The sequence below is a fragment of the Arthrobacter sp. efr-133-R2A-63 genome (assembly GCF_030209795.1).
GTDB classification, from domain to species: domain Bacteria; phylum Actinomycetota; class Actinomycetes; order Actinomycetales; family Micrococcaceae; genus Arthrobacter; species Arthrobacter bambusae_A.
The window spans coordinates 39,631-62,712 of the sequence record NZ_JARVRG010000004.1 but is presented as its reverse complement, the minus strand read 5'-3'; the positions used below and the strand labels follow the sequence as shown (position 1 = coordinate 62,712).

At 62.9% G+C, this 23,082-nt stretch carries 28 protein-coding genes; 15 read left to right on the top strand and 13 right to left on the bottom strand.

Features of this window, described 5'->3' with window-relative positions; translation table 11 throughout:
- Positions 1–88: 88 nt before the first annotated feature.
- Positions 89–592, top strand: coding sequence for an Lrp/AsnC family transcriptional regulator (locus QRN45_RS00915; RefSeq protein WP_078108298.1), 504 nt, complete (start codon positions 89–91; stop codon positions 590–592).
- 34 nt (positions 593–626) lie between these two features.
- On the opposite strand, the gene QRN45_RS00910 is transcribed toward QRN45_RS00915, so the two are convergent.
- The 3 genes from QRN45_RS00910 to QRN45_RS00900 form a co-directional block, all read right to left on the bottom strand.
- Positions 627–854 (bottom strand): 2-nitropropane dioxygenase, encoded by a 228-nt coding sequence (locus QRN45_RS00910; RefSeq protein WP_284762191.1) that lies wholly within the window; start codon positions 852–854, stop codon positions 627–629.
- The gene (locus tag QRN45_RS00905; protein WP_241710568.1) at positions 851–1,516 is read right to left on the bottom strand and encodes an ArsR/SmtB family transcription factor; all 666 of its coding nucleotides are present in this window, start codon (positions 1,514–1,516) and stop codon (positions 851–853) included. Before QRN45_RS00905 ends, QRN45_RS00910 begins: the two co-directional genes overlap by 4 nt.
- Positions 1,517–1,607: 91 nt before the next feature.
- On the bottom strand, positions 1,608–2,846 hold the full coding sequence (locus QRN45_RS00900; RefSeq protein ID WP_284762190.1) for an MFS transporter: 1,239 nt from the start codon (positions 2,844–2,846) through the stop codon (positions 1,608–1,610).
- A 187-nt stretch (positions 2,847–3,033) separates the two neighbouring features.
- Here QRN45_RS00900 and QRN45_RS00895 point away from each other — a divergent pair, with 187 nt between their 5' ends.
- From QRN45_RS00895 to zapE, 4 genes are read left to right on the top strand one after another with little or no spacing between them, the layout of a single operon-like run.
- The gene (locus tag QRN45_RS00895) at positions 3,034–3,576 is read left to right on the top strand and encodes an Lrp/AsnC family transcriptional regulator (protein ID WP_284762189.1); all 543 of its coding nucleotides are present in this window, start codon (positions 3,034–3,036) and stop codon (positions 3,574–3,576) included.
- A gap of 9 nt (positions 3,577–3,585) precedes the next feature.
- Positions 3,586–4,011, top strand: a complete 426-nt coding sequence (locus QRN45_RS00890; RefSeq protein ID WP_284762188.1) for a DUF1761 domain-containing protein — start codon at positions 3,586–3,588, stop codon at positions 4,009–4,011.
- Between the two features lie 17 nt (positions 4,012–4,028).
- Positions 4,029–5,024, top strand: a complete 996-nt coding sequence (corA, locus tag QRN45_RS00885) for a magnesium/cobalt transporter CorA (RefSeq protein WP_241710564.1) — start codon at positions 4,029–4,031, stop codon at positions 5,022–5,024.
- Positions 5,024–5,569, top strand: a complete 546-nt coding sequence (zapE, locus tag QRN45_RS00880; RefSeq protein WP_284762187.1) for an AFG1/ZapE family ATPase — start codon at positions 5,024–5,026, stop codon at positions 5,567–5,569. Before corA ends, zapE begins: the two co-directional genes overlap by 1 nt.
- 88 nt (positions 5,570–5,657) lie before the next feature.
- On the opposite strand, the gene QRN45_RS00875 is transcribed toward zapE, so the two are convergent.
- Positions 5,658–5,804, bottom strand: a complete 147-nt coding sequence (locus tag QRN45_RS00875; RefSeq protein WP_139359721.1) for a lmo0937 family membrane protein — start codon at positions 5,802–5,804, stop codon at positions 5,658–5,660.
- Between the two features lie 308 nt (positions 5,805–6,112).
- Here QRN45_RS00875 and QRN45_RS00870 point away from each other — a divergent pair, with 308 nt between their 5' ends.
- On the top strand, positions 6,113–6,835 hold the full coding sequence (locus QRN45_RS00870) for a TetR/AcrR family transcriptional regulator C-terminal domain-containing protein (RefSeq protein WP_284762186.1): 723 nt from the start codon (positions 6,113–6,115) through the stop codon (positions 6,833–6,835).
- A gap of 115 nt (positions 6,836–6,950) precedes the next feature.
- Positions 6,951–7,097, top strand: coding sequence for a hypothetical protein (locus QRN45_RS00865; protein WP_284762185.1), 147 nt, complete (start codon positions 6,951–6,953; stop codon positions 7,095–7,097).
- Between the two features lie 216 nt (positions 7,098–7,313).
- Here QRN45_RS00865 and QRN45_RS00855 read toward each other — a convergent pair whose 3' ends face one another.
- The 5 genes from QRN45_RS00855 to QRN45_RS00835 all read right to left on the bottom strand — a co-directional run bounded on the left by QRN45_RS00855 (position 7,314) and on the right by QRN45_RS00835 (position 9,847).
- Complete coding sequence (locus tag QRN45_RS00855) at positions 7,314–7,619, bottom strand: hypothetical protein (RefSeq protein ID WP_241709783.1); 306 nt, start codon at positions 7,617–7,619, stop codon at positions 7,314–7,316.
- 188 nt (positions 7,620–7,807) lie between these two features.
- A complete protein-coding gene (locus tag QRN45_RS00850; protein WP_264636681.1) occupies positions 7,808–8,371 on the bottom strand; it encodes a GNAT family N-acetyltransferase in 564 nt (187 codons plus the stop codon).
- Between the two features lie 80 nt (positions 8,372–8,451).
- Entirely contained in the window at positions 8,452–8,820 is a 369-nt protein-coding gene (gene crcB / locus QRN45_RS00845; protein WP_284762184.1) for a fluoride efflux transporter CrcB, read from the bottom strand.
- Positions 8,817–9,314, bottom strand: a complete 498-nt coding sequence (locus QRN45_RS00840) for a fluoride efflux transporter FluC (RefSeq protein WP_284762183.1) — start codon at positions 9,312–9,314, stop codon at positions 8,817–8,819. The genes crcB and QRN45_RS00840 overlap by 4 nt, the downstream gene beginning before the upstream one ends.
- Positions 9,311–9,847 carry a universal stress protein gene (locus QRN45_RS00835; RefSeq protein WP_241709786.1) on the bottom strand — a complete coding sequence of 179 codons (537 nt, stop codon included), beginning with the start codon at positions 9,845–9,847 and terminating at the stop codon, positions 9,311–9,313. The genes QRN45_RS00840 and QRN45_RS00835 overlap by 4 nt, the downstream gene beginning before the upstream one ends.
- 107 nt (positions 9,848–9,954) lie before the next feature.
- Between QRN45_RS00835 and QRN45_RS00830 the strand changes: the two genes are divergently transcribed.
- From QRN45_RS00830 to QRN45_RS00795, 8 genes are all read left to right on the top strand, one after another.
- Positions 9,955–10,299 (top strand): SOS response-associated peptidase family protein, encoded by a 345-nt coding sequence (locus QRN45_RS00830; protein WP_284762182.1) that lies wholly within the window; start codon positions 9,955–9,957, stop codon positions 10,297–10,299.
- Positions 10,300–10,463: 164 nt separating this feature from the next.
- The gene (locus tag QRN45_RS00825) at positions 10,464–11,645 is read left to right on the top strand and encodes a tyrosine-type recombinase/integrase (protein ID WP_284762181.1); all 1,182 of its coding nucleotides are present in this window, start codon (positions 10,464–10,466) and stop codon (positions 11,643–11,645) included.
- The gene (locus QRN45_RS00820; protein ID WP_284762180.1) at positions 11,632–13,764 is read left to right on the top strand and encodes a tyrosine-type recombinase/integrase; all 2,133 of its coding nucleotides are present in this window, start codon (positions 11,632–11,634) and stop codon (positions 13,762–13,764) included. The genes QRN45_RS00825 and QRN45_RS00820 overlap by 14 nt, the downstream gene beginning before the upstream one ends.
- Positions 13,764–14,207: a DUF6262 family protein gene (locus QRN45_RS00815; RefSeq protein WP_284762179.1), complete on the top strand. Its 444-nt coding sequence runs from the start codon at positions 13,764–13,766 to the stop codon at positions 14,205–14,207. Before QRN45_RS00820 ends, QRN45_RS00815 begins: the two co-directional genes overlap by 1 nt.
- Positions 14,208–14,214: 7 nt before the next feature.
- Positions 14,215–14,937: an SOS response-associated peptidase gene (locus QRN45_RS00810; RefSeq protein ID WP_284762178.1), complete on the top strand. Its 723-nt coding sequence runs from the start codon at positions 14,215–14,217 to the stop codon at positions 14,935–14,937.
- A gap of 472 nt (positions 14,938–15,409) precedes the next feature.
- Positions 15,410–16,048 (top strand): suppressor of fused domain protein, encoded by a 639-nt coding sequence (locus QRN45_RS00805; RefSeq protein WP_284762177.1) that lies wholly within the window; start codon positions 15,410–15,412, stop codon positions 16,046–16,048.
- 320 nt (positions 16,049–16,368) lie between these two features.
- Entirely contained in the window at positions 16,369–16,788 is a 420-nt protein-coding gene (locus QRN45_RS00800) for a hypothetical protein (RefSeq protein ID WP_284762176.1), read from the top strand.
- Between the two features lie 184 nt (positions 16,789–16,972).
- Positions 16,973–17,413 carry an SOS response-associated peptidase family protein gene (locus QRN45_RS00795; protein ID WP_284762175.1) on the top strand — a complete coding sequence of 147 codons (441 nt, stop codon included), beginning with the start codon at positions 16,973–16,975 and terminating at the stop codon, positions 17,411–17,413.
- A 1-nt stretch (position 17,414) separates the two neighbouring features.
- Here the strand turns inward: QRN45_RS00795 and QRN45_RS00790 are convergent, their stop codons facing one another.
- The 4 genes from QRN45_RS00790 to uidB all read right to left on the bottom strand — a co-directional run bounded on the left by QRN45_RS00790 (position 17,415) and on the right by uidB (position 22,953).
- Positions 17,415–17,684 (bottom strand): hypothetical protein, encoded by a 270-nt coding sequence (locus tag QRN45_RS00790; protein ID WP_139359719.1) that lies wholly within the window; start codon positions 17,682–17,684, stop codon positions 17,415–17,417.
- Positions 17,685–17,821: 137 nt separating this feature from the next.
- Positions 17,822–20,170, bottom strand: coding sequence for a gluconokinase, GntK/IdnK-type (locus QRN45_RS00785; RefSeq protein ID WP_284762174.1), 2,349 nt, complete (start codon positions 20,168–20,170; stop codon positions 17,822–17,824).
- Positions 20,160–21,389: a D-mannonate dehydratase ManD gene (gene manD, locus QRN45_RS00780; RefSeq protein WP_059387443.1), complete on the bottom strand. Its 1,230-nt coding sequence runs from the start codon at positions 21,387–21,389 to the stop codon at positions 20,160–20,162. The genes QRN45_RS00785 and manD overlap by 11 nt, the downstream gene beginning before the upstream one ends.
- A 118-nt stretch (positions 21,390–21,507) precedes the next feature.
- The gene (gene uidB / locus QRN45_RS00775) at positions 21,508–22,953 is read right to left on the bottom strand and encodes a glucuronide transporter (RefSeq protein ID WP_284762173.1); all 1,446 of its coding nucleotides are present in this window, start codon (positions 22,951–22,953) and stop codon (positions 21,508–21,510) included.
- Between the last annotated feature and the right edge of the window lie 129 nt (positions 22,954–23,082).

The following is a 23,082-nucleotide window of genomic DNA, read 5'->3' as shown; positions in this document are numbered from 1 at the left end:
GCAATAATTCGGATATTGACAGTGCAAATGAATGGATTGTGCGGAAATTGGCCTCTATGATGAACAGAAAGCACTTTCAGGAGGATCCGTGAGCACCACCCCGAAGAACGTTCGGCCCGTCGGAATCAGCGAGCCTTTGGATGCGATCGACGAACGCATCCTGGCGGCATTGGTTGACGATGCCCGGATCTCCAACAAGCAGCTCGCCGAACTGGTCGGAATCGCACCGTCGACGGCGCTCATGCGCACGCGGTCGCTTTCCGAACGCGGCATCATCGAGGGTTTCGAAGCCGTTCTGAGCCTTCCGGCAATCGGGCGTTCGGTCCAGGCCCTGATCGCCGTGCGCCTCCGCGCCCATGACCGCGACCAGATTGACCGCTTCACAGCCCGGGTTCCCGCGCTCCCCGCAGTGATCTCCACGTTCCACACCTCGGGCTCCGTGGACTACCTTCTGCATATCGCGGTTGCCAACACCGACGACCTTCGCGACTGGGTCCTGGACAACCTCGCGACGGACCCCGTGGTGGGCCACACCGAAACCACCTTGGTCTTTGCCCACATCCAGGGCAACCACGGTCCGCTGCCGGAATAGCTGCCGGCTTGGACCCGGCGTGGATGAGATCGGCTCAGTGACGTGGCTCGAGTCCCGAGTGTGCGGCCCCCAGTGCGTCCCGGCGCAATTCACCGAGTTCCTCCCGGCGAGTGAACGCCGCTCGCTGCATGGCCAGCTCGGCCGGAGGGATGTACCGCCTACGCTCGGCCCACGAGACCAGGCTGGTTCCGATACCGGCGGCTGCCGACTCCAGCATGGAGGGCCGGCGGTAAGTGCCGCATGATGCGGTGGCAGTGCTCATGATTCTTTCCCTTCGGTGTCTGCTGCCTGCGACTTTGCGTCGCGGGATTTCTTGTCCCCGGCCCACGCCGGGACGCCCAGGATCGGGAATGCATTGAAGTGGATCTGCACGGGGCGGGCGTCGTCCGCCTCGGGTTCGCTCCTGATGTCTTCCAGGAGCTTGCGGGCGAAGGCTTCCATGGAACGGGAGTAACGGGCGAGCTGCTCGGCTGACATCCTGGCGTTGGCGGTGTTGACGATGGCTGCGTCAAGCCAATCTTCGTCCAGGGAGTCCATCCCATGTGCCATGAAGTCGGCGAGGACTGCTTGCCTGCTCCGTTCAAACTCCCGGGTTACCAGCCGCGATGCCTCCTGCGTTGCCGGTGAATGAGCCAACTCGGGCGAGGTGATCTGGATGGCTCCCCTGGGCCGCTCCCACCACCGCTCCCGCGCAGTCCCCTTGCCTTGCACCTCTTGGACGAAGTCGAATTTGGCAAGTTGCCGCAAGTGGTAGCTCGTGGCGCCACTGGATTCATCGAGGAGCTCGGCCAGGCTGCAGGCAGTCTGCGGCCCGTAACGGGACAGCATCTCGAGAATTTGAACGCGCAACGGGTGCGCGAGCGCTTTGAGGGACGCCGTATCGACCTTGCGGACGGGGAATTCCTGCTCTGGGGCCTTGTCCATGTCGGAAACGATACGCTTGCAAAGAAACCTTTGCAAGCATTTCTTTGCAAATCAATCTTTGCGAACTTGGTTATGCCGGATTAACTGCCGCTCAGCCCTGCCGGAGCACCCTGCGGAGGGACAGGACAGCGAGCACGGCAGCTGCCAGCCCGCACACCACGGTGAAATAGCTGGCAGCGGCGCTCAAGCCGATGACCGAGGCGGCCAGACCCAGCCCGATGACCGGCACGGCACTGCCAAGGTAGGTGATGACATAGACGGTGCTGATGATCTGCGCATGCCGGGACGCCTCCACCTTGCTGGCGACGTCATTGAACACGAGCCGGAAGGCGATCCCCTGCCCGACCCCGGCGGACAGACTCGCCGCCACCAGCAGCACCGGACTGGACAAAGAAGCCGCCACGCCGACCAGCACAATGGACACTCCCAGGACGGCCAGTCCAGCGGGCACGGCGAACCGGCCGCGGACTGTCAGCAATTGGCTGAGAGCGGACGCCCCGAGCGTGAGTCCGGCCAGCAGCCCGGTCATGGGGCGGGAATCGGCGTGCACGACGACGGCGAAGTAGCCGGGCGCAAGCGAAAGGCAGAATCCGAACACGGCAAAGCTGAGGAATCCCACGCTGGAGGCCAGCCAAAAGGCTCCCCTGGCTTCCCGCGAAACGGAGGGTCGCCGCGGGGCAAGCACGGTGTAGGGACGCGGGCCTTCGGCGGGCCGAATCGCCGGACGAGCTTTGAGGAGCCACAGTGGGATCAGCAGAAGAAGCAGGACGGCAGCGTGGATGAAGAACGGCGTTGAGGTAGCGCCCGGGAGCAGCGAGAGCAATCCGCCGATGGCAGGACCCGCGGCCACACCTCCGGAGGACGACAGCAAGGTGAAGCGCGAAGCCCACTCCGGCCGGGACGGAAGCAATTCACGCAAAGCCGCTGAGCTCGCTCCGGTGGCAAGGCCGACGGCGATGCCTTGGAGCATCCTGCCGGCCGAGAGCATCAGGAGATTGTCCGCGTTGGCGAAAACCAGGCCGCCGGCCAAGCCCACGAGGACAGCCAGCACCAGTGCCGCACGCCGGCCGATGTGGTCCGACCAGTGGCCGGCGAGCATCAGCACAGCGACGAGCGCCAGGACGTAGCTTGCAAAGGCAATTGTCACCCCGAGTGAGGTGATCCCCAGTTCCGCCTGAAGCAACGGATACAGCGGACTCGCCAAGTTGGCACCGACCAGGAGCGTGAACATGACGGCGCCGGCCAAAACCAGCCGCGCCGTGGTGGAAGCATCCCAGCCCCAGCGCCCGGCGGTGGCCTGGCGCATGCGGAGTTCGCTAAAGACCGTCATTTCCGTGCCTTTGCCTCAGCGGCCGTCACGGAACCTGGCTTTGTGGGCCGGGACTATGCGGCCCAAAATATTTGATGGCAACAGGATGTCGCAAACCTGCTGGATAGATCAGATCTCCATGAAACAATTGATCAGAACAGTCAAAATTGATGTTTGTCGATGACTAAAAATGATCCGGAGTGATGATTTGAACAGCCTCGATCCGACGGACCTGAAGATCCTGCTCGAGTTGATCCGTGATCCCCGGGTACAGATCGGCGAACTTAGCGAGTCCCTGGGGATTGCACGCAACACCGCCCAATCGAGGATGCGCCGCCTGGTCCGCTCAGGCGTACTGAACGACGGCGGCCGCGAGGTCGACCTCGAAAAGGTGGGGTACGACGTCGTCGGCTTCGTGACGCTGGAGGTGACCCACCGGGAACTCGACGGGGTCATCGGAGCCCTCCGCCGCATCCCCCAGGTCCTTGAGGTGCATGAAATTTCCGGGCGGGGCGATCTCCTGTGCCGGGTGGTGGCCACCGACACGCACAACCTGCAAACCGCGCTTCGCTCCATCCTCAGAACCAAAGGCGTCATTCGCACGGAAACGGTCCTTGCCCTGCACACCCATATCCCCTACCGGACAGAACCTCTCATCGGCAGGCTCGTGGGCGCGGCAGAAACGGCCGGAGCTGCCAAACGGGCAAAAACGCAGGTTTCCCCTGATTCGCCGGTCAGCCAAGCCGACTAGGATTCCAGGATGGATTGGCTCTCTTCTCTTCCGCACATCAACTGGCTGGCCATACTCCTGGCATTCTTCTCAAGCATGGTCATCGGATTTGTCTGGTACATGCCGGCGGTCCTCGGCAGACGATGGATGCAGGCCATCGGCAAGACCGAAGAAGACCTCAAGAAGATCGACGGCGGGGCTGGAATCTGGACCCCCATGATGGTTGCCGCAGCACTCACGAGCATTCTGCTGGCCGTCCTCATCGGAAAGCTGGGCGTGCATGGCAGCTTGGCCTGCGGCTTCTTCGCGCTGGTAATTGCTGTCGTCTTCCGCGTGGGCGGCCACGTCATCCACAACGGTTTCGCGGGCAGGCCGTCCGCCGTGACCCTCATCGACTCCGGCCACGACATCGTGGCCATGACCGCCGCCGGGTCAATCATCGGGGCGTTGCAGTAGCGGAGGAGAATAACCTCGTGACCATCATTGACAATGCCGTCTATGTGAACGGTATCCGGACCGCGACTCCGGAAAGCCTTGAGCAAAGCGTTGAAACGCTGGCCGCGCACGGCGGAATGGTGTGGATTGGACTGTACCGGCCGGACGAGACGGAAATGGCGGCAGTGGCTGCCGAGTTCGGCCTCCACCTGCTCGCCGTCGAGGACGCCGTCAATGCCCACCAGCGGCCCAAGCTGGAACGGTACGACAACAACCTCTTCACGGTCCTCCGGCCTGCGAGATACGTTGACGCTACGGAGACCGTGGAGTTCGGTGAACTTCATATCTTCACGGGGAAGAACTTCGTAGTCACGGTCCGGCACGCTGAAACACCCGGGGTGGCCCAGGTCCGTCGCGATCTGGAACAACAACCCGAGCTGCTGCGCCATGGTCCCGAGGCCGTCCTGTACGCATTGTTGGACCAGGTGGTGGACGACTACGGCCCCGTGATCTCCGGGTTGGAAAACGACATCGACGAGATCGAGGACCAGCTCTTCGGCGGCGATCCCCTGGTTTCGCGGCGCATCTACGAACTCGCCCGGGAGGTCATCCAGTTCCAGCGCGCGATCAACCCGCTCCCCGAAATGATGGCCTCCCTGAAGCGCGGGTTCGAGAAATACCGGGTCGACATCGAACTGCAGCGCAAACTCCGCGACGTGGAAGACCACGTCGAGCAGGTAATTTCCCGGGCAAACGGGTTCCGCGACCTGCTCCAAAACGCCCTGACCCTCGACGGGACCCTGACCGCGAACCGGCAAAACGAGGCGAGCGCGGCACAAAACGAACAAACCAAGAAAATCTCCTCGTGGGCCGCGATCTTCTTCGCACCCGCATTCGTGACCGGGCTCTACGGCATGAACTTCGACGTTATGCCTGAACTCCATTGGCCGCTCGGCTATCCCATGGCACTCGGCATGATGGTTCTCGCGGGCTTTGTCATGTGGGTCATCTTCAAGCGGAAGAACTGGCTCTAGTGGCTCCCGGGCAGGATGGCTTCAGCAGGGGCAGGATCATTACCCCCGGAACGCCGGCGCAGCTGGGAGCTTTCGGTTTGTTCCCGCCGTCGAAATCGCAAGAGAGGATCCTCACGCCCACAACGCAACGACTCACCGTCAAAGCGGCCGACGACGTGCTCTGGGTTGGTTTCGCGGAATTGTGCGGAGGCAGGATGTCGACGGCGGACTACCTCGCCTTGGCGGAGGACTACGATGCCTGGGTGATCGACGGCGTACCCTCGCCCACGGTCGAGTCGGCTGCCGGGTCCGCATCGGCCTGGCAACGGTTCAGCGATGTGGTGGATGTCCTCTACGACCGGGACATCACGCTGTTCCTGGTCGGGCACGGCCCCCTGGACTGGGGCTTAGCCGGTGATCCGGCCCGGGACCCGAAGCATCCGAGTGGCTCCCGGCAGACAAGCGCCCCGACCGTTGACATGGCCAGAATCGCGAGCCGGCTGTCGCTCCTGGGCCGGGTGGAAGCCCCGGAGCCTTTTGAAGAAGTAGAGGCCGGGGGCAGCTGAAGGCCGTTCCCCGGAGGAGTCCGGCCCTTAAATGCGCCGCCCCTCCTGGACTTTAGCCCAAGAGGGGCGGCAGCGTGGCAGCTGGAGGCTAGACGCGTGACCTGCCGCGGACGAAGTGGAAGATCAGAACGATCACAGCGACGACCAGAAGGATGTGAATGAGGCCTCCGCCGATGCCGCCGAGCAGGCCGAGAAGCCAGAGAACGGCGATAATGATGGCTATCCAAAGCAACATGTGAATCTCCCTTGTTTGTTTGCGTGCCCCGGCCGGCGGCCTGGGGCATTCATTAGTAAGCATACTTACTATTGAGTGTAAGTAAAGGTGGATGGTGGGTAAGTGCGGTTTTGACGGTCCATGCGTGGTGCGCAGTCACGGACTTCCGAAGCGGTGCGAACGGCCCGCTGCCATGCGCTTGAGCCTGCTTCCTCGAACCTAGGTAGGAACTTATCTACAGTGTAGACTTTACGCGTAGACTACAAAGTAAGCAAGCTTATTTTCCCGGCAAGAGCCGCGATGAAACGATCAGATCAGGACGTAACCCCATGCCTCCCCCAGAGTCTCCGGCCAATTCTTCCGCTGCAGGTGCCGGCGACAAGCCCGCCGGGCAGAAACCCAGGCTGAGCCGGGACCTCGTCCTGTCCACCGCCCTGGCACTGGTGGACGCGGAAGGACTGGACGCGCTCACCATGCGCCGCTTGGGCCAGGAACTAGGCCGGGATCCGATGAGCCTCTACCGGTACGCCGCCAACCGCGCCGCGCTCCTGGACGGAGTGACGGAGCAGGTCCTGAAAGAGCTTCCCATCTCCCCGGACAACCCCGACTGGCAGGCACAGCTGCGCCAGATAGCCCACGACCTGCGCCTGCTCGCGCTGCGGCACCCGAACGTCGTGCCGTTGCTCGTCACCCGCCCGCTGTCGACGCCCCTGGGCCTGCGCCCGCTGGGCACGCTGCGCCCGCTCGAGCAAATCCTCTCGTTGCTGATCGACGCCGGCTTCACCCCCGGCGACGCACTGCACGTCTACCGGGCGTACTACGGCTTCCTGTACGGCCACATCCTCAATGAACTGCAGGAATTCATCGTGGACCCGGAGGAAAACGAAGCACTGCTCCGCCTTGGCCTGCACCGCCTGCCCGCGAAGGAATTCCCCCGCCTCCGCGCCCTCGGCCCGGTCCTCGCCGACTACGACGGCGCCGCCGAACTGGACCAAGGCATCAGCATCCTGCTCGCCGGACTCGCAGCACCCCTCATCGGAGGGAGACCATGACCATTCTCGTCACCGGAGGAACCGGCTTGGTCGGTCCCGTCTCCTCAAGAGAGTCACCGACGCGGGCATCGAATGCCGCGCCCTCGTCCGCCCCGGAAAAGAACCCCCGGATGGCGTGGAACGCGCCGAAGGTGACATCCTCAGACCCGAGTCCCTGCCGGCAGCCGTGGAAGGCGTCACCGCGGTCATCCACCTTGCCGCAGTATTCCGCACCCGCGACGACCGCCAGACACCCACCCTTGGAAGGGACAAATGGATGTGAACCTCGCCCGCAGCCTCGGGTTCACGCCGACCATCAGCACCATCTACGAAGCCGTCCGCAAAGGCCTGCTCTGACCCGCACGCGGATCCATTACGAGGCGCGTTTCGGAACCGTCGTGAAGTGCTCGACGACGGGGAACGGGTCGTAGAAATGGTGCAGCAACCCCTTCCACCGCTCGTAGTCGGCGGACCCGCGGAAGCCTTCCGTGTGGGCTTCTCAGACGACCGCTTCTTCCAACGCCTGGGGATCCGGCAAGCCTCTCAGCCATTCCCTGGCGTCCTCGACGGACGTGAAGTATCCGTGCGGGCACTCTTGCTCACGCAACAACGCGGCAGCCATCACCCGGTCGACCACCGTAGCCCCGACCAGTGCAACAGCGGACACAAACCGGGTCCCCAACAGCGTCGCTCTGGCCTCGAGACCCAAACATACGTCCACGACCTCGACGAGCATCGGCTGTAGCCGACCTCCGGTGACACCCCGGACAGCAGCGACGACGGCGTCGGCATCGGCGCCCGACACCGATGAACCTGGCGCCCACCGCAAATGGAAGGTACCCCCTGCATCTACATTCAAGTTTGCGTTTGCGCAGGTCAACGCGATTTCCAACATGGGCCCCCTTAGTCCTCAGATGAGGCTAGTGGACCCCGCGGGGCAAAAGTGATTAATCGAACAATTTCGTCACCGTGGCCTTGAGTGACCCCCTACTCTCACTGAGCGATATCAGGCCGTGTGCTCATCCATTCCGCGCGAAGTGTTGAAAATACCTCTTTGTCGTATCGCTTTCCGTCGTAGACCCAGCTGCTGCGAAGGACTCCGTCCGAACGCATACCCAGTCGCTGCGCGACAGCAACACTGCGGTCGTTGTCGGTGCGGCACCGCCATTCGATGCGGGACATCCCACGCTCCACGAAAGCCCATTCCATGAGCAGCTGGACCGACCGGGTGATGAGACCGCCTCCGACAGCACCGGGTTCGAGCCAGCAGCCGATCTCGCAAATGCCCCAGGCGGAGTCAAACGTCACAAACATCACGCCTCCGACGATCCTGCCTTCGTTCCAGAGTCCATAGATGCGCGCCCCGTCGTTCGCAGTGGCTGTGGCGTAACGCTGAAGCGTAGCGCGGGCACCCTCGACGGTGTCGGTGACAAAGGTCGGTCCGACCCACGGCCGGATATGGTCTCTCGCCCTGTTCATGTGCTCGGCAAACTCGCCGGCGTGCCATGGCTCAAGAGGCTTCAGGACGACCCCGTCCTGCACGACTTTTTCAAACATTGTTTTCTCCTGAGGGGTTATTCCAGAGTTTGGTTGCCACTGGGTGTAGGTGACTTCCCGGACGTGTGCGGTGTACCGCTTCAGAACAACAAGACGAGCCCGACGCCGGCTGCCGCGGCCCCGACGCATGCCGCCATAGTGCCCACGCCGTTAAGGAAGGCAAGGCCGGTCCGGCCGCTCTGGACAAGCCGGACGGTCTCCAAGCTCGCCGTACTGAAGGTCGTGTATCCGCCGAGGAATCCAGTGCCGAGAATCAGCTGAAGGGATTCGGGAGCCTGATGCGCCATGACCAGTCCCGCCAGGATCCCCATGAGCAGCGACCCGGAGAGGTTGATGAAGATGGTGCCCAGCGGCAGCGCAGTCCGGGCCCAGGAACGGACCGCTCCGTCCACCACGAAACGCGCAGCCGCCCCTGCACCCCCCGCGAGCGCGATCAGAAGGAGGGTCATGGCTGGACCTTCCCCCGTGGGGCGGATTTGTGCCGGAGCGTCCCAAGCCAGATACCAAGGGTTGTGGCCGCGACGCCGCCCAACAGGCTGGCCACCAAGTACCACATAGCGTCCACTCCGCGTCCTGCTCCGAAGAGATGCACCGAGTCCAGCGCCAGGGTGCTGTAGGTGGTGTAGGCCCCGAGGAAACCACTTCCAATGCCCAAGCGGGCAATCCGGCGGAGACCGGCGTCGGGCCCGCTCCGCGCGAGCGCTTCGAGTAGCCAGCCCAGCGCAAGCGCGCCGGACAGATTGATAAGAAGGGTGGGCAGCGGCCAGGAGTCCGGTGCGGGAAGCGCCATGCCAAACCCGTAGCGGCTCAAAGCCCCAAGGATTCCTCCGGCTGCGACGAGCAGAACGAACCGGCCGTGTAGATGGAGGGGGCGGTGCAGGGTCCTGTCCGATGGCGCCGTCCTTGCTTCGGCTCCGGGAGGGGCGGTGCTGCTTTCCTTCATTGATCCCTGCTTGGGTCGTGACGGCCCAAGGGAACCATGAGCACGGGGCAGTTTTGGCGATGTGCCAGATGCAAGGCTACCGATCCGGTGACCAGTCCTTCAAACTTCGGTCCGAGGCCGTGTTCCTTTGTTCCGACCACGATCATGGAAGCGTTGATGCTCGCCGCGTAACGGCCTAGTGACCGGGCAGGCTCGCCGGCGAGCATCACGAAGGTCCACTGCACGCCCGTTCCGTCGAGTTGATCCGCGATGCGGGAATGGAGCGACTCCGAGATGGCCGCGGCGTCGTCGTCGATTCCGTCGGGGTCAATCGCCTGAGCGGCCAAGTGCCCGTCCCGGTCCCCTGCCGCCGGGAAACTCGTGACGTCGGCGAAGGCAAGGACCAGCTCCAAACCGGCGCTGAGCGCTACTTCAGCGGCTTTCTCAACCACGGTGCGAGGCTGGTGCGGGAGAACCCCGGCCAAAACGGGTCCGGTCAAGCGGGCGGGGCTGCCCTTGGCCAGAGGCATGTCCTCGCCGCGCGGGTTGCTCATGGGTGCCCTCCAAATGTCCGGACTATCAGGATGCGGATTGGTCCATCTTGCTCCAGTATGGACTTCGACGGCTGGCGTTGTCCCAAGCGCTAAGCGAGAATGTCGATATGTGCGGTCGGTTCAGTGTCGGTTTCGAGGCAGACTATCTCTCGAGGAAGCTCGGTGCCGTGTTGCGCGGTGATACCGACTACCCCTCGCCAACGCTCCAGATCAACCCGACCGACCCCGTGGTCTTTCTGCGGGGACGGTCAGGAGACGGGCCAGTCGGTCGCGAGCTCGCGGCCGGGCGATGGGGCCTGGTTCCAACATTCTCCAAGTCGTTCGATTCAAAGGTGCCCACTTGGAACGCGCGATCGGAAACGGCTGGCGCAACACCGGCATTCAGGGCTTCCCTGCCCAAGTGGCGGGCGGTGGTTCCGGCTTATCCGGTACCCGTTGGAGGCTGTCTTTAACGGCGTTAAGAGTCCCTCGGACTTCCCTTGGACTGTTGAGGACGGGTTTATCCGGTAGCAGTCTTTAACGTCGTGTGGATTTCACCCTTCAGGCGGCGTGTCGTTTCCCGGGGCCGGGAATGCTGATCAGCGTTTCTGTTCTCGGGTGACTGAAGGAACTTTGGATGGTGAGAGTCCAGCGTGTCCGGATCAACGACAATGACATTACATGGACTGTGCTCGGTGATGACCTTCTTCCGGTGGCCGCTATCGAGTTGTTCCTTGAGCATCTTCGTCAGACCGGTTGTTCGCCGAACACCGTGAAGTCCTATGCCCGGGCCCTGCAGTTGTGGTGGCAGTTTCTGGGGTTGCGGAACAAGGCTTGGGACGCTTTGGCGTTGGAGGACCTGACCGGCTTCCTGGCGTGGATTCGAACGGGCATTCCCCCGGAGGTGCGCACCCTTCACGACCCCGTGGAGGTTCGCATCTCTGACGCGACGGCGGCAGTGCGGTTGCAGGGTGTCCGCTCGTTCTACCTCTTCCACCAATGGCGCGGAGCCGACATTGGTCCCAGTTTGTTCTCCTCCCGCCCGGCGAGGTCCCCGTACAAGCCGTTTCTCGGGCATGCGCGACCGTATGAGCCGCGTGCGGCGACGGTGCGGGTGCGGAGGCGCCGCAAAGTTGCGCCGGTGCTGACCCCTCGACAGATCGAGGTGATCAAGGATTCGTGTGCCCGGTTTGATGCCGGAACCGGAGCCTGGACGGGCGCCCTGCGGGACAGGTTGTTCTTTACCCTTCTGGAGGAAACGGGCCTTCGGATGGGCGAATCCTTGTCCCTGCAGCACCGGGACTGGCATACCGGCCAGGGCGAGAGCCCGTTCATCGAGATCGTGCCACGACCCCACCCGCACGGCGCGCGGGTCAAGGGCGGCAATTACCGCAAGCTGTACATCTCCGATGGGCTGGACCGTCTGTATGCCGAGTATGTGTGGCAGTTGTGCGACGAAGGCATGGATCTTGCCGTGGATGCCATCGATGAGGCGCATGTCTTCGTGAATCTGCACGGGCCACGGAAATTCGCGCCGATGCGGCCCGAGACGATCTACAAACTCGTCGGACGGATCCGCGGTCGGCTGGGCGACAACACGCCGGCCGCCTGGACGCCGCACTGGTTCCGGCACACCCACGCGACTGCCTTGCTGTTGTCCGGGTGCCCGCTGCACGTTGTCAGCCGGCGGCTGGGGCACGCGGACGTGCAGACGACGTTGGACATCTATGCGTGGGTGACCGAAGACGAGGAACTGAGGGCCCTGGCCGAATGGAAGACCGTGACCGAACGATGGAAGGACGGACATGAAATCAGCTGATGCCCGGGTTCTCGGAGCGCTCCACCAGCACAACAAGCGTCCCTTCGACCTGGCCGCGAACCTTGCCCTGCTGCAGCAGGTTCCGGCGGAGCTTCAGCTCCTGCACTACACGAGGCAATCGATCCCGGAACCGTATCTGAGGACTTTTGCCTACTACCACGACAAGATCGGCAACATTCACCTGGATGCCCTGCCCGAAACGATGCAGCGGGAATTGATGTTCGTCATCTGGCGGATCATCGACGTCGGCGGCCGGGTTCCCTGCTCGACGCTCGGATTGCTTTGCCGTGAACTTGCCGAAACGAGCCGGCGGCTGAAGAGCCTCGGATTGCCTTCAGCAAGCCTGATGGACCGCACCCCGGGCGAGTGGCGAACCGAACTCAACACCACCTGGGCCCGCCGGATCAAAGCGCTCCCGAATGCATCGACCATGCGGAGCATCGTGGGCCCACTGGACCGGGCCTGCAAGCTCCTCTGGTTCGCCTACGACGACAGCCCCTGGTGGCAACGCGAAGTGTGGTCCCTGGACATGGACCTCCGGATACCGCGGCGGGAACAGGAACCCTCACGCGGATACGTCATGCATTGGCACGACATCGACCCGGAGTGGCTGCGGCGCGGAGCGATGTTCTATACGAAGACCCTCCTGGAAACCGGGCGGGCATCATGGACGACAGCGATGGGGCACAAACACTCCTTCCGGCTCTTCGGGACCTTTGTCACCGAACGGGGCATTGTGTCCCCGCGGCTTGACGATGACGAGACGAAGATCCGGGCCATCATGATGGACTTCCTCTCCTACGATCCCTTGCGCAGGACTTCCGGCAGGCAACGATCACACTCCAGCATCGGGCGCATCACCGCGGCCGTCCGGGGCTTGTATGAGTTCATGCACGACCATGGCGACGACGCGGCCAAAGCAACCGGCGATCCCCGGTGGGTGGGCCTCAGCCCGGAATATCTGCGCTTCTGGAGGCCAGGAGACATCCCCCGGTCAAAGAAGCAAAAGTTCACGGAGGATCACTTGTTCAGTGACCAAGTGCTGTCTCGGATCGCGGCACAGGCACCGTTGCTGGCCGCGCCCCAGTCCGAGGGCGGTTTCGGAGATCCGCAGGCCATGCGGATCCTGCTGCTGATGATCGCGACCGGGCGGCGGGTGAGCGAAATCTGCATGCTCGACGCGAACCCCCTGTTTCCGGTCACCGGACCGGAGCCCGAGGACGGGACACGGATCGCCAAGCTCCGCTACCAGCAAACCAAGATCGAGGGCGCACCCGAGACGATCTTCGTCGATTCCGAAGTCATCGAAATAATCGCCGAGCAGCAACGCTGGCTCAAATCCCGCCTCGACGACCTCGGGATCACCGACGCGCCGAAATACCTTTTCCTGAAGGCCCACAACAACCTGCACTGCCGGCATCACTACTACAGCCATGTCTTCCGCAGGCAGATGGAGAAGCTGGTCCAACGGGCAGAACTGAAAGACGATGACGGCCAGCCGCTGGGGCTCTCCCAGACCCACCGTTTCCGCCATACCAAGGCAACAAGCCTGATCAACGCCGGGGTGCCGCTGCACGTTGTTCAGCGGTACATGGGGCATACAACCCCTGAGATGACCCTGCACTACGCCCAGACACTGGACTCCACGGCCAAGGCGGAGTTCCTGAAATACCGGAAGATCACCACGAACGGCGCAGGCCCCGAGCTCGCCCCGGATGATCTGTATGACCTGATGGCGCTGGACTCCAGGACGGACCGGGTGCTTCCCAACGGTTGGTGCACCCTGCCACCTGCCAAATCATGCGATAAAGGCAATGCCTGCCTGAGCTGCGACCTCTTTGTCACCGACGAGAGATTCCTGGGCGTTCACGAAGGCGAACTCGTCTCGCTGGATTCCCTGATCGGCAAACGCCAGGAAGCCCATACCGCGCGCACCGGCGAACCCATGTCCGAAAACCACGTGTGGCTGAGCCTGCGGCGCAGGGAACAACGAGCCCTCGGCACCATCATCCAGGCACTGAAAGCCCCGGACCGACCGACCGGACCAATGAAAGGCCTGGGCACTCTCTCCAGGGCCGAAGCCGACATAGCCAAGGCACCACGACAGGTCACCGGATAATGGCCAGAGGCAATGTTGAGAACCTGCGCAAGGCTGCCCAGGCAAAACACGCCGCCGCCATCAAACGGGCCGAGCAGGGCCTGCGTCGTCTGCTCAAGAACGCAGAGCCAATCACCTTTGAAGGCGTTGCCGCCGCCGGCGGCGTCTCCAAAGACTTCCTCTACCGCACCCCGGACCTGCGCGACCGCATCCAGACACTGCGCGCTCGGCAAGCCCCCGTTTCCACGCGCCCGGCCCCTGTCCCGGCCCCAGACCCCGGGCGCGTGCCGGACACCAGCAGCATCATCCGCACACTGACGGGCAAACTCACCGAAGAACGCACCAGGAACCGCCAACGGATCACCGAACTTGAAACAGCCCTGGCAGCAGCCCACGGCCAGATCCTCACCCTGCAACGCCAGCAGGGCTCCCGACCATGGACGCCAGACCCGGACACGGGATAATGGGCTCATGTGTGGACGCTACGTGGTCTCCAAATCGACCGCTGACCTGATGGCTGCGTTCGACGTCCGGGAGTCGTATGTCGAAGAGCTGAAGCCTTCCTACAACGTCGCGCCCACCGACCCCGTGCCCTTGGTCCTGGACCGCAGCTCCCACGAATGCGAGCCCGCGACCCGGAAGCTTGTCACGGCACGCTGGGGACTGGTCCCCTCCTGGGCAAAGGATCCCAAAGGTGGGGCGCGTCTCATCAACGCCAGAATGGAGACGGTCACCGAGAAGCCATCGTTCCGGAAGGCCGCGTCGGCAAGGCGCGGATTACTCGTCGGCGACGGCTACTACGAGTGGGAAAAGATCGCCGGGGGCGGGAAGATCCCGACGTATCTGCACGGGGCTGATGGCCAGATCCTGGCGTTCGCTGCACTGTTCGAGAACTGGCCGGATCCTGCCCTCCCGGACGGGCACCCGGACAAGTGGTTGCGGACGGCCACCATCATCACGACGGCGGCCTCAGACGCACTCGGCCACATCCATGACCGCACGCCGCTGATCGTGCCACCTGACATGTATACGGACTGGCTCGACCCCGACACCACGTCCGAAGCTGACGTGCGCGCCCTGCTGGACTCCATGCCCGAACCGCACCTCGTGCCCCGGGTCGTCAGCGACAGAGTCAACTCCGTGCGCAACAACGGACCCGAACTGGTTGAGCCTGTCTCCGTCACAGAGGAATGACCATCGACGGCACAATTATCGGTGCCAGCCGCGGCTGGCGGCGTTCGAGCAGAAGCGTGTTCCGTCATTGCCCTCCGGACACGACGTGCCCACAACCGAGGCTGAAAAGCTACCCCAGTTCAGGCGTGGACTAACCCAAAGCCTGCAGACCTGATCAACAACGATGGAGTAGGTAAATGAATCGATCTGAGCTGAAGCAGATACTGGAGACCGAAGGTTTCTACCCGTTCAGCTACGATCTCGGCGGAGGACCGGCCCCAGAATCCCATATTCTGGAGGACCGCGCGTATGAGTGGGCCGTATATTGCTCAGAGCGAGGAAACCATGTCTCCGAAGAAGTATTCTTCAGCGAAAGCGAAGCCTGCGAGTTCCTCCTCAACCGAATGAGAAACGACCCATCAACAAAGCCCCGCGCGGACCGTCCCCGGCTGCCGCCCTGGTGATCAGAAAAGCAGAGGTGGGGGTCAAAGTAATGGGACTCGTAGAACATTTCGAGAAATTTCTCGGGCAGATAGAGGTCGGGTGGAGTGTCGACGCCGACGGCCGCCGGATGCCGTTCCAGATCGTCCGGTTCCCGCAGGGATCAGGGCCCGGAACCATCAGCTTCGCGACGCTCGGGCTGGGCCGCTATCCGCTCACGTCTCCTAACTCGGATATTGAGATCCGCCACGAACTTCTCATGCTGGCCCCTGAGTCGTTAGGTGATGGCGTGCTCCCGTCACTGATTCAGCAAGTCGGCGAGGAAACGATCCACAGCCAAAGGCCGCTTCTCCGGGGTGACGTCATCGGCCCGCGTGGACCTTTGATCCCGGGCTCGCAGATGGAAGCCCTCTACGTGACGCTACCCGTCTACTTCCCGGACGAATTCGCCACCTGCGAGGAAGAGGACCATACGATTGTCATCGCTTGGCTGGTGCCGATCTCCGCAAGCGAGGCCCACTACATCGTTCATCATGGCTGGGCCGACTTTGAAGACCGTCTTGTCGAGCAAGATCCTGACCTCACCGATTTAGGCCGCCAGCCCATGCTCCTGCAACCCGAAACAGAACACGAAAGCACGTCTCGCCGCCGGGAAGGGCGCGGGGACCGACAGCCGGGGGCGCTTCAGTGAGTATGCGTCATTACACGTGCCCGGTCTGCGGCTACCCTGACCTCACCGAGCCGCCTCGAACCGTGGGCGGAGGATCCTACGAAATTTGTTACTCGTGCGGATTTGAGTTCGGCGTGACCGATGACGATTTGGGGTTCACGTACGAAAGCTGGCGTCAGCGCTGGGCAGCGCGAGGGATGCCGTGGGACGGTCTGGGCATCGACCAGCCGCCTATCGGTTGGGATCCAGCGCGACAGTTAGCAGCTCAACTTGGCGAGGACAAGTGATCGACCACAAAAACGGTTCACGCAGTTGGCTTCTGATCGAGACTAAGTGGGTGCGTGGTGGACCGTAATTCCGAGTCCCACTTGCCAGAAGCGCTTGAGCGCCTCGTCAGAGGTGACCTGGGGGCACTCTCCGCTATTCTGGCGGTCGATCATGCCGCTATTCGCGAGGCCGCAGCGACCCTCGGCGAGCCACTCATCGTCACTCGCAGGGCCGCAGTTTTGGTTCTGCGAGGACTGATTGACGGCGCCTTCTCGCCCCAGCTGACGCAGGCATGGGCGTCGTTCGTCCGCCGCGGCTACGTGGCCAGATCGGGTAACGGTCCGATTCGGCCGATCGAGATCGATTTCGCGCAGGCAGACGAGGATGGCATCTCGGCAACGGTTTCGAGGCTCGATGAGATCGGGGACGCGATTGACGGGGGTTGGTCGTCCGATGAGGTTCTAGTGCTCCTCCAGTTGCTTGGTGAGCCATGACCCGCCGACCTTCCCGCCCGGTGCTCATGGCGCTGGCGGTTATGCCGACAATTCTTACGCGACCGCAGATTCCTCCAACTGGCAGCCAAGCCTCGCCATCCTACGCAAGATATTTCTTGGAGCCCGCATTGCTTGAAGACGCGTCCTGAACGATGCGACCAGGCCAAATGCCATTTCCCGCAAAATGACTACAGATAAATGGGCCTCTGCCTACTATGAGTGGAAGAAATCGGGGCCCGGCCGAAAGGATCCCAAGCAGCGCTACATCGTCGAACCTCAAGATGAGCTGATTACCTTCGCCGGCTTGTTTGCGCCCTGGCGCGACGAGAGCATCGAGGACAAGTCGGCACCCGACGCGTGGCGCTTGTCATGCTCGATCCTGACCATGGACTCACCTCCGGAAGGCGTCCATGAGCGGCTGCACAATCTGCATGACCGGATCCCGGTTCCGATCTCTCCGGACTTGATCGACGATTGGATCGACCCCAAGGAAACCAGGGGCCAGGCCTTGTTGGATGCCGTGCTGGGCGAGGCGTATGCCTTGTCGTCGGCGTGGACGATGAGGCCCGTGGAACTCGTCGAAGACAACACCAAGCTGGTGGACGTCGCGAACCCGGCCGCCTGACTCAACGCTCGTAGCGCAGCTCGGCCCTCACGTCCGTATCCTTCAGCCACGTCAATCTGGTGGCCGATCCGAAGGGATTCGGCCACCACTGGACCAGGACCTTGCCCTCCGACGTCCGGGTGACCATGGCCGGAACATATTGAAGGTACTTCGGCCAAACGAGCTTGGCGATCACGGGCACCCTGGAGACGGTTGAAAGGGGCTCCGTTTGGCGCGGAGGCGGGGCGCCGACTGAATTCAACGGCGCGGGGTATTCGGGCTGGTCAGGCATGCCCGAATACTACTGCGGGGCATCGACAATATGGAGGTCAGGAGATTCGAACTCCGTAGCTCCAGGATGCCGACCCCCTGCGTGCGGCGGCCACTCCCCGTGCCTCCGGGAAGTGGCCGCAACAGGGTGGAACCGGCCTATAACCGTGTGTCGAACGAATCGCAGAACACGTTCTCGTTGAACGTCCCCTGGAACTCGGACTTGCCCTGGATTTTCTGGATGGTAGCCCGGATGGCCTCGCGCGTCCCTGCATGGGCGTTGATGGCCGTCCTGACCATCGGCACGTCGATCAAGTGGTTCGGCTGGTTCAGCGAAACGAACACCGTGGGGACTTCCGTGACGTACCAAGGGATTTCCGCCGCCATGGGGCTGGACCATTTGATGCGGATCGCCGCCTCCTGGGCAAAGCCCTTGACATTGGCGAAGACGAATGCGGCATCATACTTGTCCGCATAATCGCCGGTGGCTTCGTCGGAGATGACGCTCATGAAGTTCACGCCCGACTCCCCCGCAGCCTCACGCTGTTCCGCCGTCTTGAAGAGGTGGACCTCGAACCCCGCGGCTTCAAGTTCCTCCTTGACCGTATCCAGGTAGGCCAGCGGGTCCGCCCGGGTGAAATCGGATCCGCCGGAGATGCCGTACAGGCGAATCCGCTTGTGGGTTTTCGGCGTGACGGGCAAGTTGCCGGCGGTGTCCTTGATCAGGGTGACGGTTTTGTCCGCGATTTCGGCGGCGACGGTGAGGTGGGCCTCGCTGCCGATCAGCCTCAGTGCCTCGGCCGACGGCGTCAACTCTTCCGGCAGCTTCTTGTGCAGCCCCAGGCTGGCCTTCAACCCCAGGATCCGGCGCAACGCGTCATGCAGGCGCTGATCGGTGATCACGCCGGTTTTGTAACCGTCCATCATGTATTGGAAGTCCTCGGCAGGGTTGCGGAAGAACAGGAACATGTCGCAGCCCGCGGCGATGGTGGCTGGAACGAGGTCCTTGCGCTTCTTTGCCTGGGTGAGTCCGACCATTTGCGATGCGTCAGTGAGGATCAGTCCGTTGAAGCCGAGCTCGCCACGGAGCAGGTCCTGCAGAAGCTCCGGAGCAAGGGTGGCGGGCAGGATATCCCGGTCTTCAGTCCCCGGCCGGAAATGCCGCGTGAGCTCAGGAGCCCCGATGTGTCCGACCATGATGGATTGGACCCCGTGGCCGATCATCTCCCGGTACACGTGTCCGTAGCTGGAATTCCACTCCGCGTACCCGAGCGTGTTGTACGACGTGACCACGTGCTGGTCGCGTTCGTCCACGCCGTCGCCGGGGAAATGCTTGATGGCGCAGACAGTGGGAGATTCGCTGATGCCGTCGAAGTACTCCTTGGCGCGCTCCACCACGATTTCCGGTGTGTTGCCGAACGCCCGGGTGGAGATGACCGTGTTGCGCCAGTTGTAGTGGATGTCCACGATCGGCGCGAACGCCCAGTTGCAGCCCAAAGCCGCGGTTTCCACTCCGGCCACCTGGCCCATTTTCCTCGCAATGGACTTGTCCGGGTGGGAACCGGCCTGCAGGTGGGTCGACACGAAGGTTCCGTCGTCACAGCTTCCAGCTCCGCCCATTTCCGGGTTGGAGGCGACCAGGAGCGGGATGCGCGTCTTGGACTGGGCATAACGGATGTGTTGCTGGACAGCAGCAGATGGACCCGGCCGGTACCTCATCCCGCCGACGTGATAGTTCTCCAGCACGCCGTCGAGGTACTCCGGGGAGTAATCGTTGTTGTGGTTGATGAAGAGCTGCCCGATTTTTTCCTCGAGGCTCATGCCTCGGATGGTGGAGTCCACCCAGGCAACGGCGTCGTCGTCGAGGTTGAACGGCGCCGACTGGAGGTCGACGTCGAACTGCCGCACCTGGGTGCCCACGGCGCCGGCGCGGGTGTGCCCCGCCGGAGCTTCGGAGCCTGCGACGGCGGCAATCCCGGCGAGCGCTTCGGCGACCACCTCGTTGACCGGTACGGCGATGTCGACGACGAACCCGGCCTCGTCGGCGTCGAGCGGTTCCAGCGTGGCGAGCTGTGAGTCCAGCAGCGCGGGCGGCATGAAGTGGCCGGAACGGCCCTCTGTCCTTTCCCTCAGCACCTCTTTGCTGCCATGAAGGTGCAGGAAGACCGTGTCGGGTGCCTTCTCGCGGATTGCGTCCCGGTAGCTGCGCCGGAGGGCAGAGCACGCGAGAACCAGCCCGCCGTCGCCGGCGTTGGCGAGTTCGGTGCCCACGGTGGCGAGCCAGGGCCAGCGGTCTTCATCGGTCAGCGGGGTTCCGGCGGCCATTTTGGCGACGTTTTCCACTGGGTGGAGGGAATCGCCGTCGAGGAACGGAACGCCCAGCGCCCGGGCCACGAGGTCCCCGATGGTGGTCTTGCCGCAACCTGAGACGCCCATCACCACGATGCGCCGCGGCTTGTTCCCTCCGGCGATGGGGTCGCCGGCCGTGGCGACGTTCCTACCAGTCATGGACGGTGCCGTCCACGAGGCGGTTGTAGGGCAGGTAGGCCTGCTGGTACGGGAAGGAGTTGGCGGCTTCTTCGTTGAATTCGACGCCGAGGCCCGGCTTGTCGCCCGGGTGCAGATAGCCGTCGGTGAAGGTCATGGACTGCTCGAAGACCGTGTTGGTCTTGTCCGAGTGCTGCATGTACTCCTGGATGCCGTAGTTGTGGATGGCCAGGCCCACGTGCAGCTGCGCGGCGAATCCGACGGGCGAAATGTCGGTGGGGCCGTGGAAGCCGGACTTGATCTGGTACTGGGCGGCGAAGTCCATGACCTTCTTCAGCGGTGAGATGCCGCCGAAGTGCGTCGACGCGGCGCGGACGTAGTCGATGAGCTGTTCCTTGATGAGCGTCTGGAAGTCATAGACCGTGTTGAAGATTTCGCCGATGGCCAGCGGTGTTGTGGTGTGCTGGCGGACCAGGCGCAGCCCTTCCTGGTTTTCGGCCGGGGTGCAGTCTTCGAGCCAGAACAGGTCGTACGGTTCCAGGGCCTTGCCGAGCTTGGCTGCCTGGATGGGGGTCATGCGGTGGTGGCCATCGTGCAGCAGCGGGATTTCCGGGCCGAATTCATTCCGAACCGCTTCGAAGACGGTGGGCAGGTGGCGCAGGTAGGCGCGCGTGTCCCAGTCCTCTTCCTGTGGGAACGCACCGCGACCGGCTGGCTCGTAGTCGTAGCGCTCACCCGAGGCCTGCGCCTGTGCGGCCACGCCGTACACGGCTTTGATGCCCGGGATGGCAGTCTGGATGCGGATCGACTTGTAACCCAGCTCCAGGTGCTCCCGGACCGAGTCGAACAAGGAAGGGATGTCCGCGCCCGAGGCGTGGCCGTACGCGCGGAGCCCGTTGCGGGAGGCACCGCCCAGGAGCTGGTAGACCGGCAGCCCGGCCACTTTGCCCTTGATGTCCCACAGGGCCATGTCGACGGCGGCGATCGCGGCCATGGTGACCGGACCACGGCGCCAGTACGAGGAGCGATAGAGGAACTGCCAGGTGTCCTCGATGCGGTGCGGGTCCTTGCCGATGAGCAGCTGCGCAACGTGTTCCTTCAGGTACGCGGCCACGGCGAGTTCACGGCCGTTCAGGGTCGCGTCGCCGATGCCGGTCACGCCGTCCTCGGTGGTGATCCGCAAGGTCACGAAGTTCCGGGTGGGGCTGGTCACGAAGACTTCAGCGGCAATGATTTTCACAGCTGGTCCTTTCAGGGGTGCTGATCGAGGGCTGGCCTGGCCCGGATGCGACGTGCACCACGGGGCGGGTAAAGACGATCTTAGGATGGATGACAATTATTGGCAACCGGTTGCAGTATTATTTCGTCGAGATATTTCCCGGTCCACCGGTCACCGGCGAGGTTTCCGCGACCACTCGACCGGGAGGATTCCCGGCAGCGCGTCCCCCGCCGATTGGCTCGGCGCCGGAACTTTCGAGGGAACGGCGGGCTTTGATTTCGCCCAGGATCTGCGCATGGAACGCGTCACTCAGCTTGTATTTGGCCATGACGACGATCGCGAGGATGGTCATGACGGCCGGCAACGCACCTGCGGCAAATTGGATGGCCTGCAGGGATTCGGCGCTGTGCGCGGTGCCCGACTTATAGCCGCCCGCCGCGAGTGCGTATGCAGCAAGGGCTCCGCCGACGGCCTGGCCCGTCTTGCGGGTGAAGGAGAACAGCGCATAGGTGATGCCTTCAGTCCGGACTCCGGTCTTCCATTCGCCGTATTCGACCGTGTCAGCCTCCAGGGCCCACACCACAATATTGACGGCCATGACGCCCAGCATGCTCAAGAGCAGACCGGAGAACCCGACCCAGACCATGGCGGCCGGAGCGAAGAAGACGATTGCGCCACCGATGATCGCGAGGACCCCGGCAGCCGCGTAAATGGTCCTTTTGCCGAAGTTCCGGACCAGCCGTGGCATGAGCGGAGCGAGGGCAAATGTCACCACCAGCTGGACGATCGCGAGGGTGGCGTAGAGATCCAGCCGGCCGAGTACGTCACGCAAGTAGTACAGCTGCACCGAGGACAGCGCCATGTAGCCGGTCAGGAACAGGAAGGAACTCAGGCACAGCATGAGCAGCGGACGGTTGGTCTTGAGTGTCGCCATGCTTTGCTTGAAGGAAACCTTGGGGACCGCCCGGTGAACGCGCTCCTTGGCGGTGAGGAATGTGAAGAAGTACAGCGCTGCGCCGATCACGACGAAGACCAGGGTAATGATGGTGAACGTGGATTGCAGGTTGGCGCCGGGCCTGATCAGCGGAGCCACGAAGATACCCAGCGCGGAACTGACCATAAGGGCGCCGACCATTCGGGCCGAGCCCAGTTTTGCCCGCTCCCCCGGATCTTGCGTCATCGCGCCGGCCAGCGAACCGTAGGGGATGTTCACCAACGAGTAGGCCAGGCCGAGGGCGGCGTATGTCACGTAGGCGTAGAGCAACATCCCCGTTTCGCCAATCTGCGGAATGGAGAAGGCTGCGACACTCAGGAGCAGCAACGGGATGGAGCCGAACATGATGAATGGGCGGAATTTTCCAAAACGCTTGCTGTACGCGCGGTCAACCAACCGTCCGGCAAAGACGTCAGCGAAAGCGTCGAAGATCCTGACGGTAAGCAACAGGGTCCCGGCGGCCGCCGCGGAAATGCCTGCGACGTCGGTGTAGTAGACGAGCAGGAACATGGTGGCGGTAGTGAAGGCAAGGTTGTTGGCGGCGTCGCCAGCCCCATAGCCTACGATGCTGAGTTTGCTGAGCTTGTTCATTGCGGGCTCCTTTACCCTTGCCGGTACCCCATGTTCCGGCTTGCGATGATGGAAAGGCTTCGGTCGAATCAGGCCTGAAATAGTTGAAGCTTGATGTAATTCTAGTCACCTCGGCAACTATTCGGCAAG

Excerpts from the sequence above, each read along its gene's own strand:
- QRN45_RS00910 (WP_284762191.1), bottom strand. The coding sequence starts at position 854 with ATGAGCACTGCCACCGCATCATGCGGCACTTACCGCCGGCCCTCCATG.
- QRN45_RS00905 (WP_241710568.1), bottom strand. The coding sequence starts at position 1,516 with ATGGACAAGGCCCCAGAGCAGGAATTCCCCGTCCGCAAGGTCGATACG.
- QRN45_RS00900 (WP_284762190.1), bottom strand. The coding sequence starts at position 2,846 with ATGACGGTCTTTAGCGAACTCCGCATGCGCCAGGCCACCGCCGGGCGC.
- QRN45_RS00890 (WP_284762188.1), top strand. The coding sequence starts at position 3,586 with ATGGATTGGCTCTCTTCTCTTCCGCACATCAACTGGCTGGCCATACTC.
- QRN45_RS00875 (WP_139359721.1), bottom strand. The coding sequence starts at position 5,804 with ATGTTGCTTTGGATAGCCATCATTATCGCCGTTCTCTGGCTTCTCGGC.
- QRN45_RS00870 (WP_284762186.1), top strand. The coding sequence starts at position 6,113 with ATGCCTCCCCCAGAGTCTCCGGCCAATTCTTCCGCTGCAGGTGCCGGC.
- QRN45_RS00850 (WP_264636681.1), bottom strand. The coding sequence starts at position 8,371 with ATGTTTGAAAAAGTCGTGCAGGACGGGGTCGTCCTGAAGCCTCTTGAG.
- crcB (WP_284762184.1), bottom strand. The coding sequence starts at position 8,820 with ATGACCCTCCTTCTGATCGCGCTCGCGGGGGGTGCAGGGGCGGCTGCG.
- QRN45_RS00840 (WP_284762183.1), bottom strand. The coding sequence starts at position 9,314 with ATGAAGGAAAGCAGCACCGCCCCTCCCGGAGCCGAAGCAAGGACGGCG.
- QRN45_RS00835 (WP_241709786.1), bottom strand. The coding sequence starts at position 9,847 with ATGAGCAACCCGCGCGGCGAGGACATGCCTCTGGCCAAGGGCAGCCCC.
- QRN45_RS00830 (WP_284762182.1), top strand. The coding sequence starts at position 9,955 with ATGTGCGGTCGGTTCAGTGTCGGTTTCGAGGCAGACTATCTCTCGAGG.
- QRN45_RS00825 (WP_284762181.1), top strand. The coding sequence starts at position 10,464 with ATGGTGAGAGTCCAGCGTGTCCGGATCAACGACAATGACATTACATGG.
- QRN45_RS00820 (WP_284762180.1), top strand. The coding sequence starts at position 11,632 with ATGAAATCAGCTGATGCCCGGGTTCTCGGAGCGCTCCACCAGCACAAC.
- QRN45_RS00815 (WP_284762179.1), top strand. The coding sequence starts at position 13,764 with ATGGCCAGAGGCAATGTTGAGAACCTGCGCAAGGCTGCCCAGGCAAAA.
- QRN45_RS00810 (WP_284762178.1), top strand. The coding sequence starts at position 14,215 with ATGTGTGGACGCTACGTGGTCTCCAAATCGACCGCTGACCTGATGGCT.
- QRN45_RS00805 (WP_284762177.1), top strand. The coding sequence starts at position 15,410 with ATGGGACTCGTAGAACATTTCGAGAAATTTCTCGGGCAGATAGAGGTC.
- QRN45_RS00795 (WP_284762175.1), top strand. The coding sequence starts at position 16,973 with ATGACTACAGATAAATGGGCCTCTGCCTACTATGAGTGGAAGAAATCG.
- QRN45_RS00790 (WP_139359719.1), bottom strand. The coding sequence starts at position 17,684 with ATGCCTGACCAGCCCGAATACCCCGCGCCGTTGAATTCAGTCGGCGCC.
- QRN45_RS00785 (WP_284762174.1), bottom strand. The coding sequence starts at position 20,170 with ATGACTGGTAGGAACGTCGCCACGGCCGGCGACCCCATCGCCGGAGGG.
- uidB (WP_284762173.1), bottom strand. The coding sequence starts at position 22,953 with ATGAACAAGCTCAGCAAACTCAGCATCGTAGGCTATGGGGCTGGCGAC.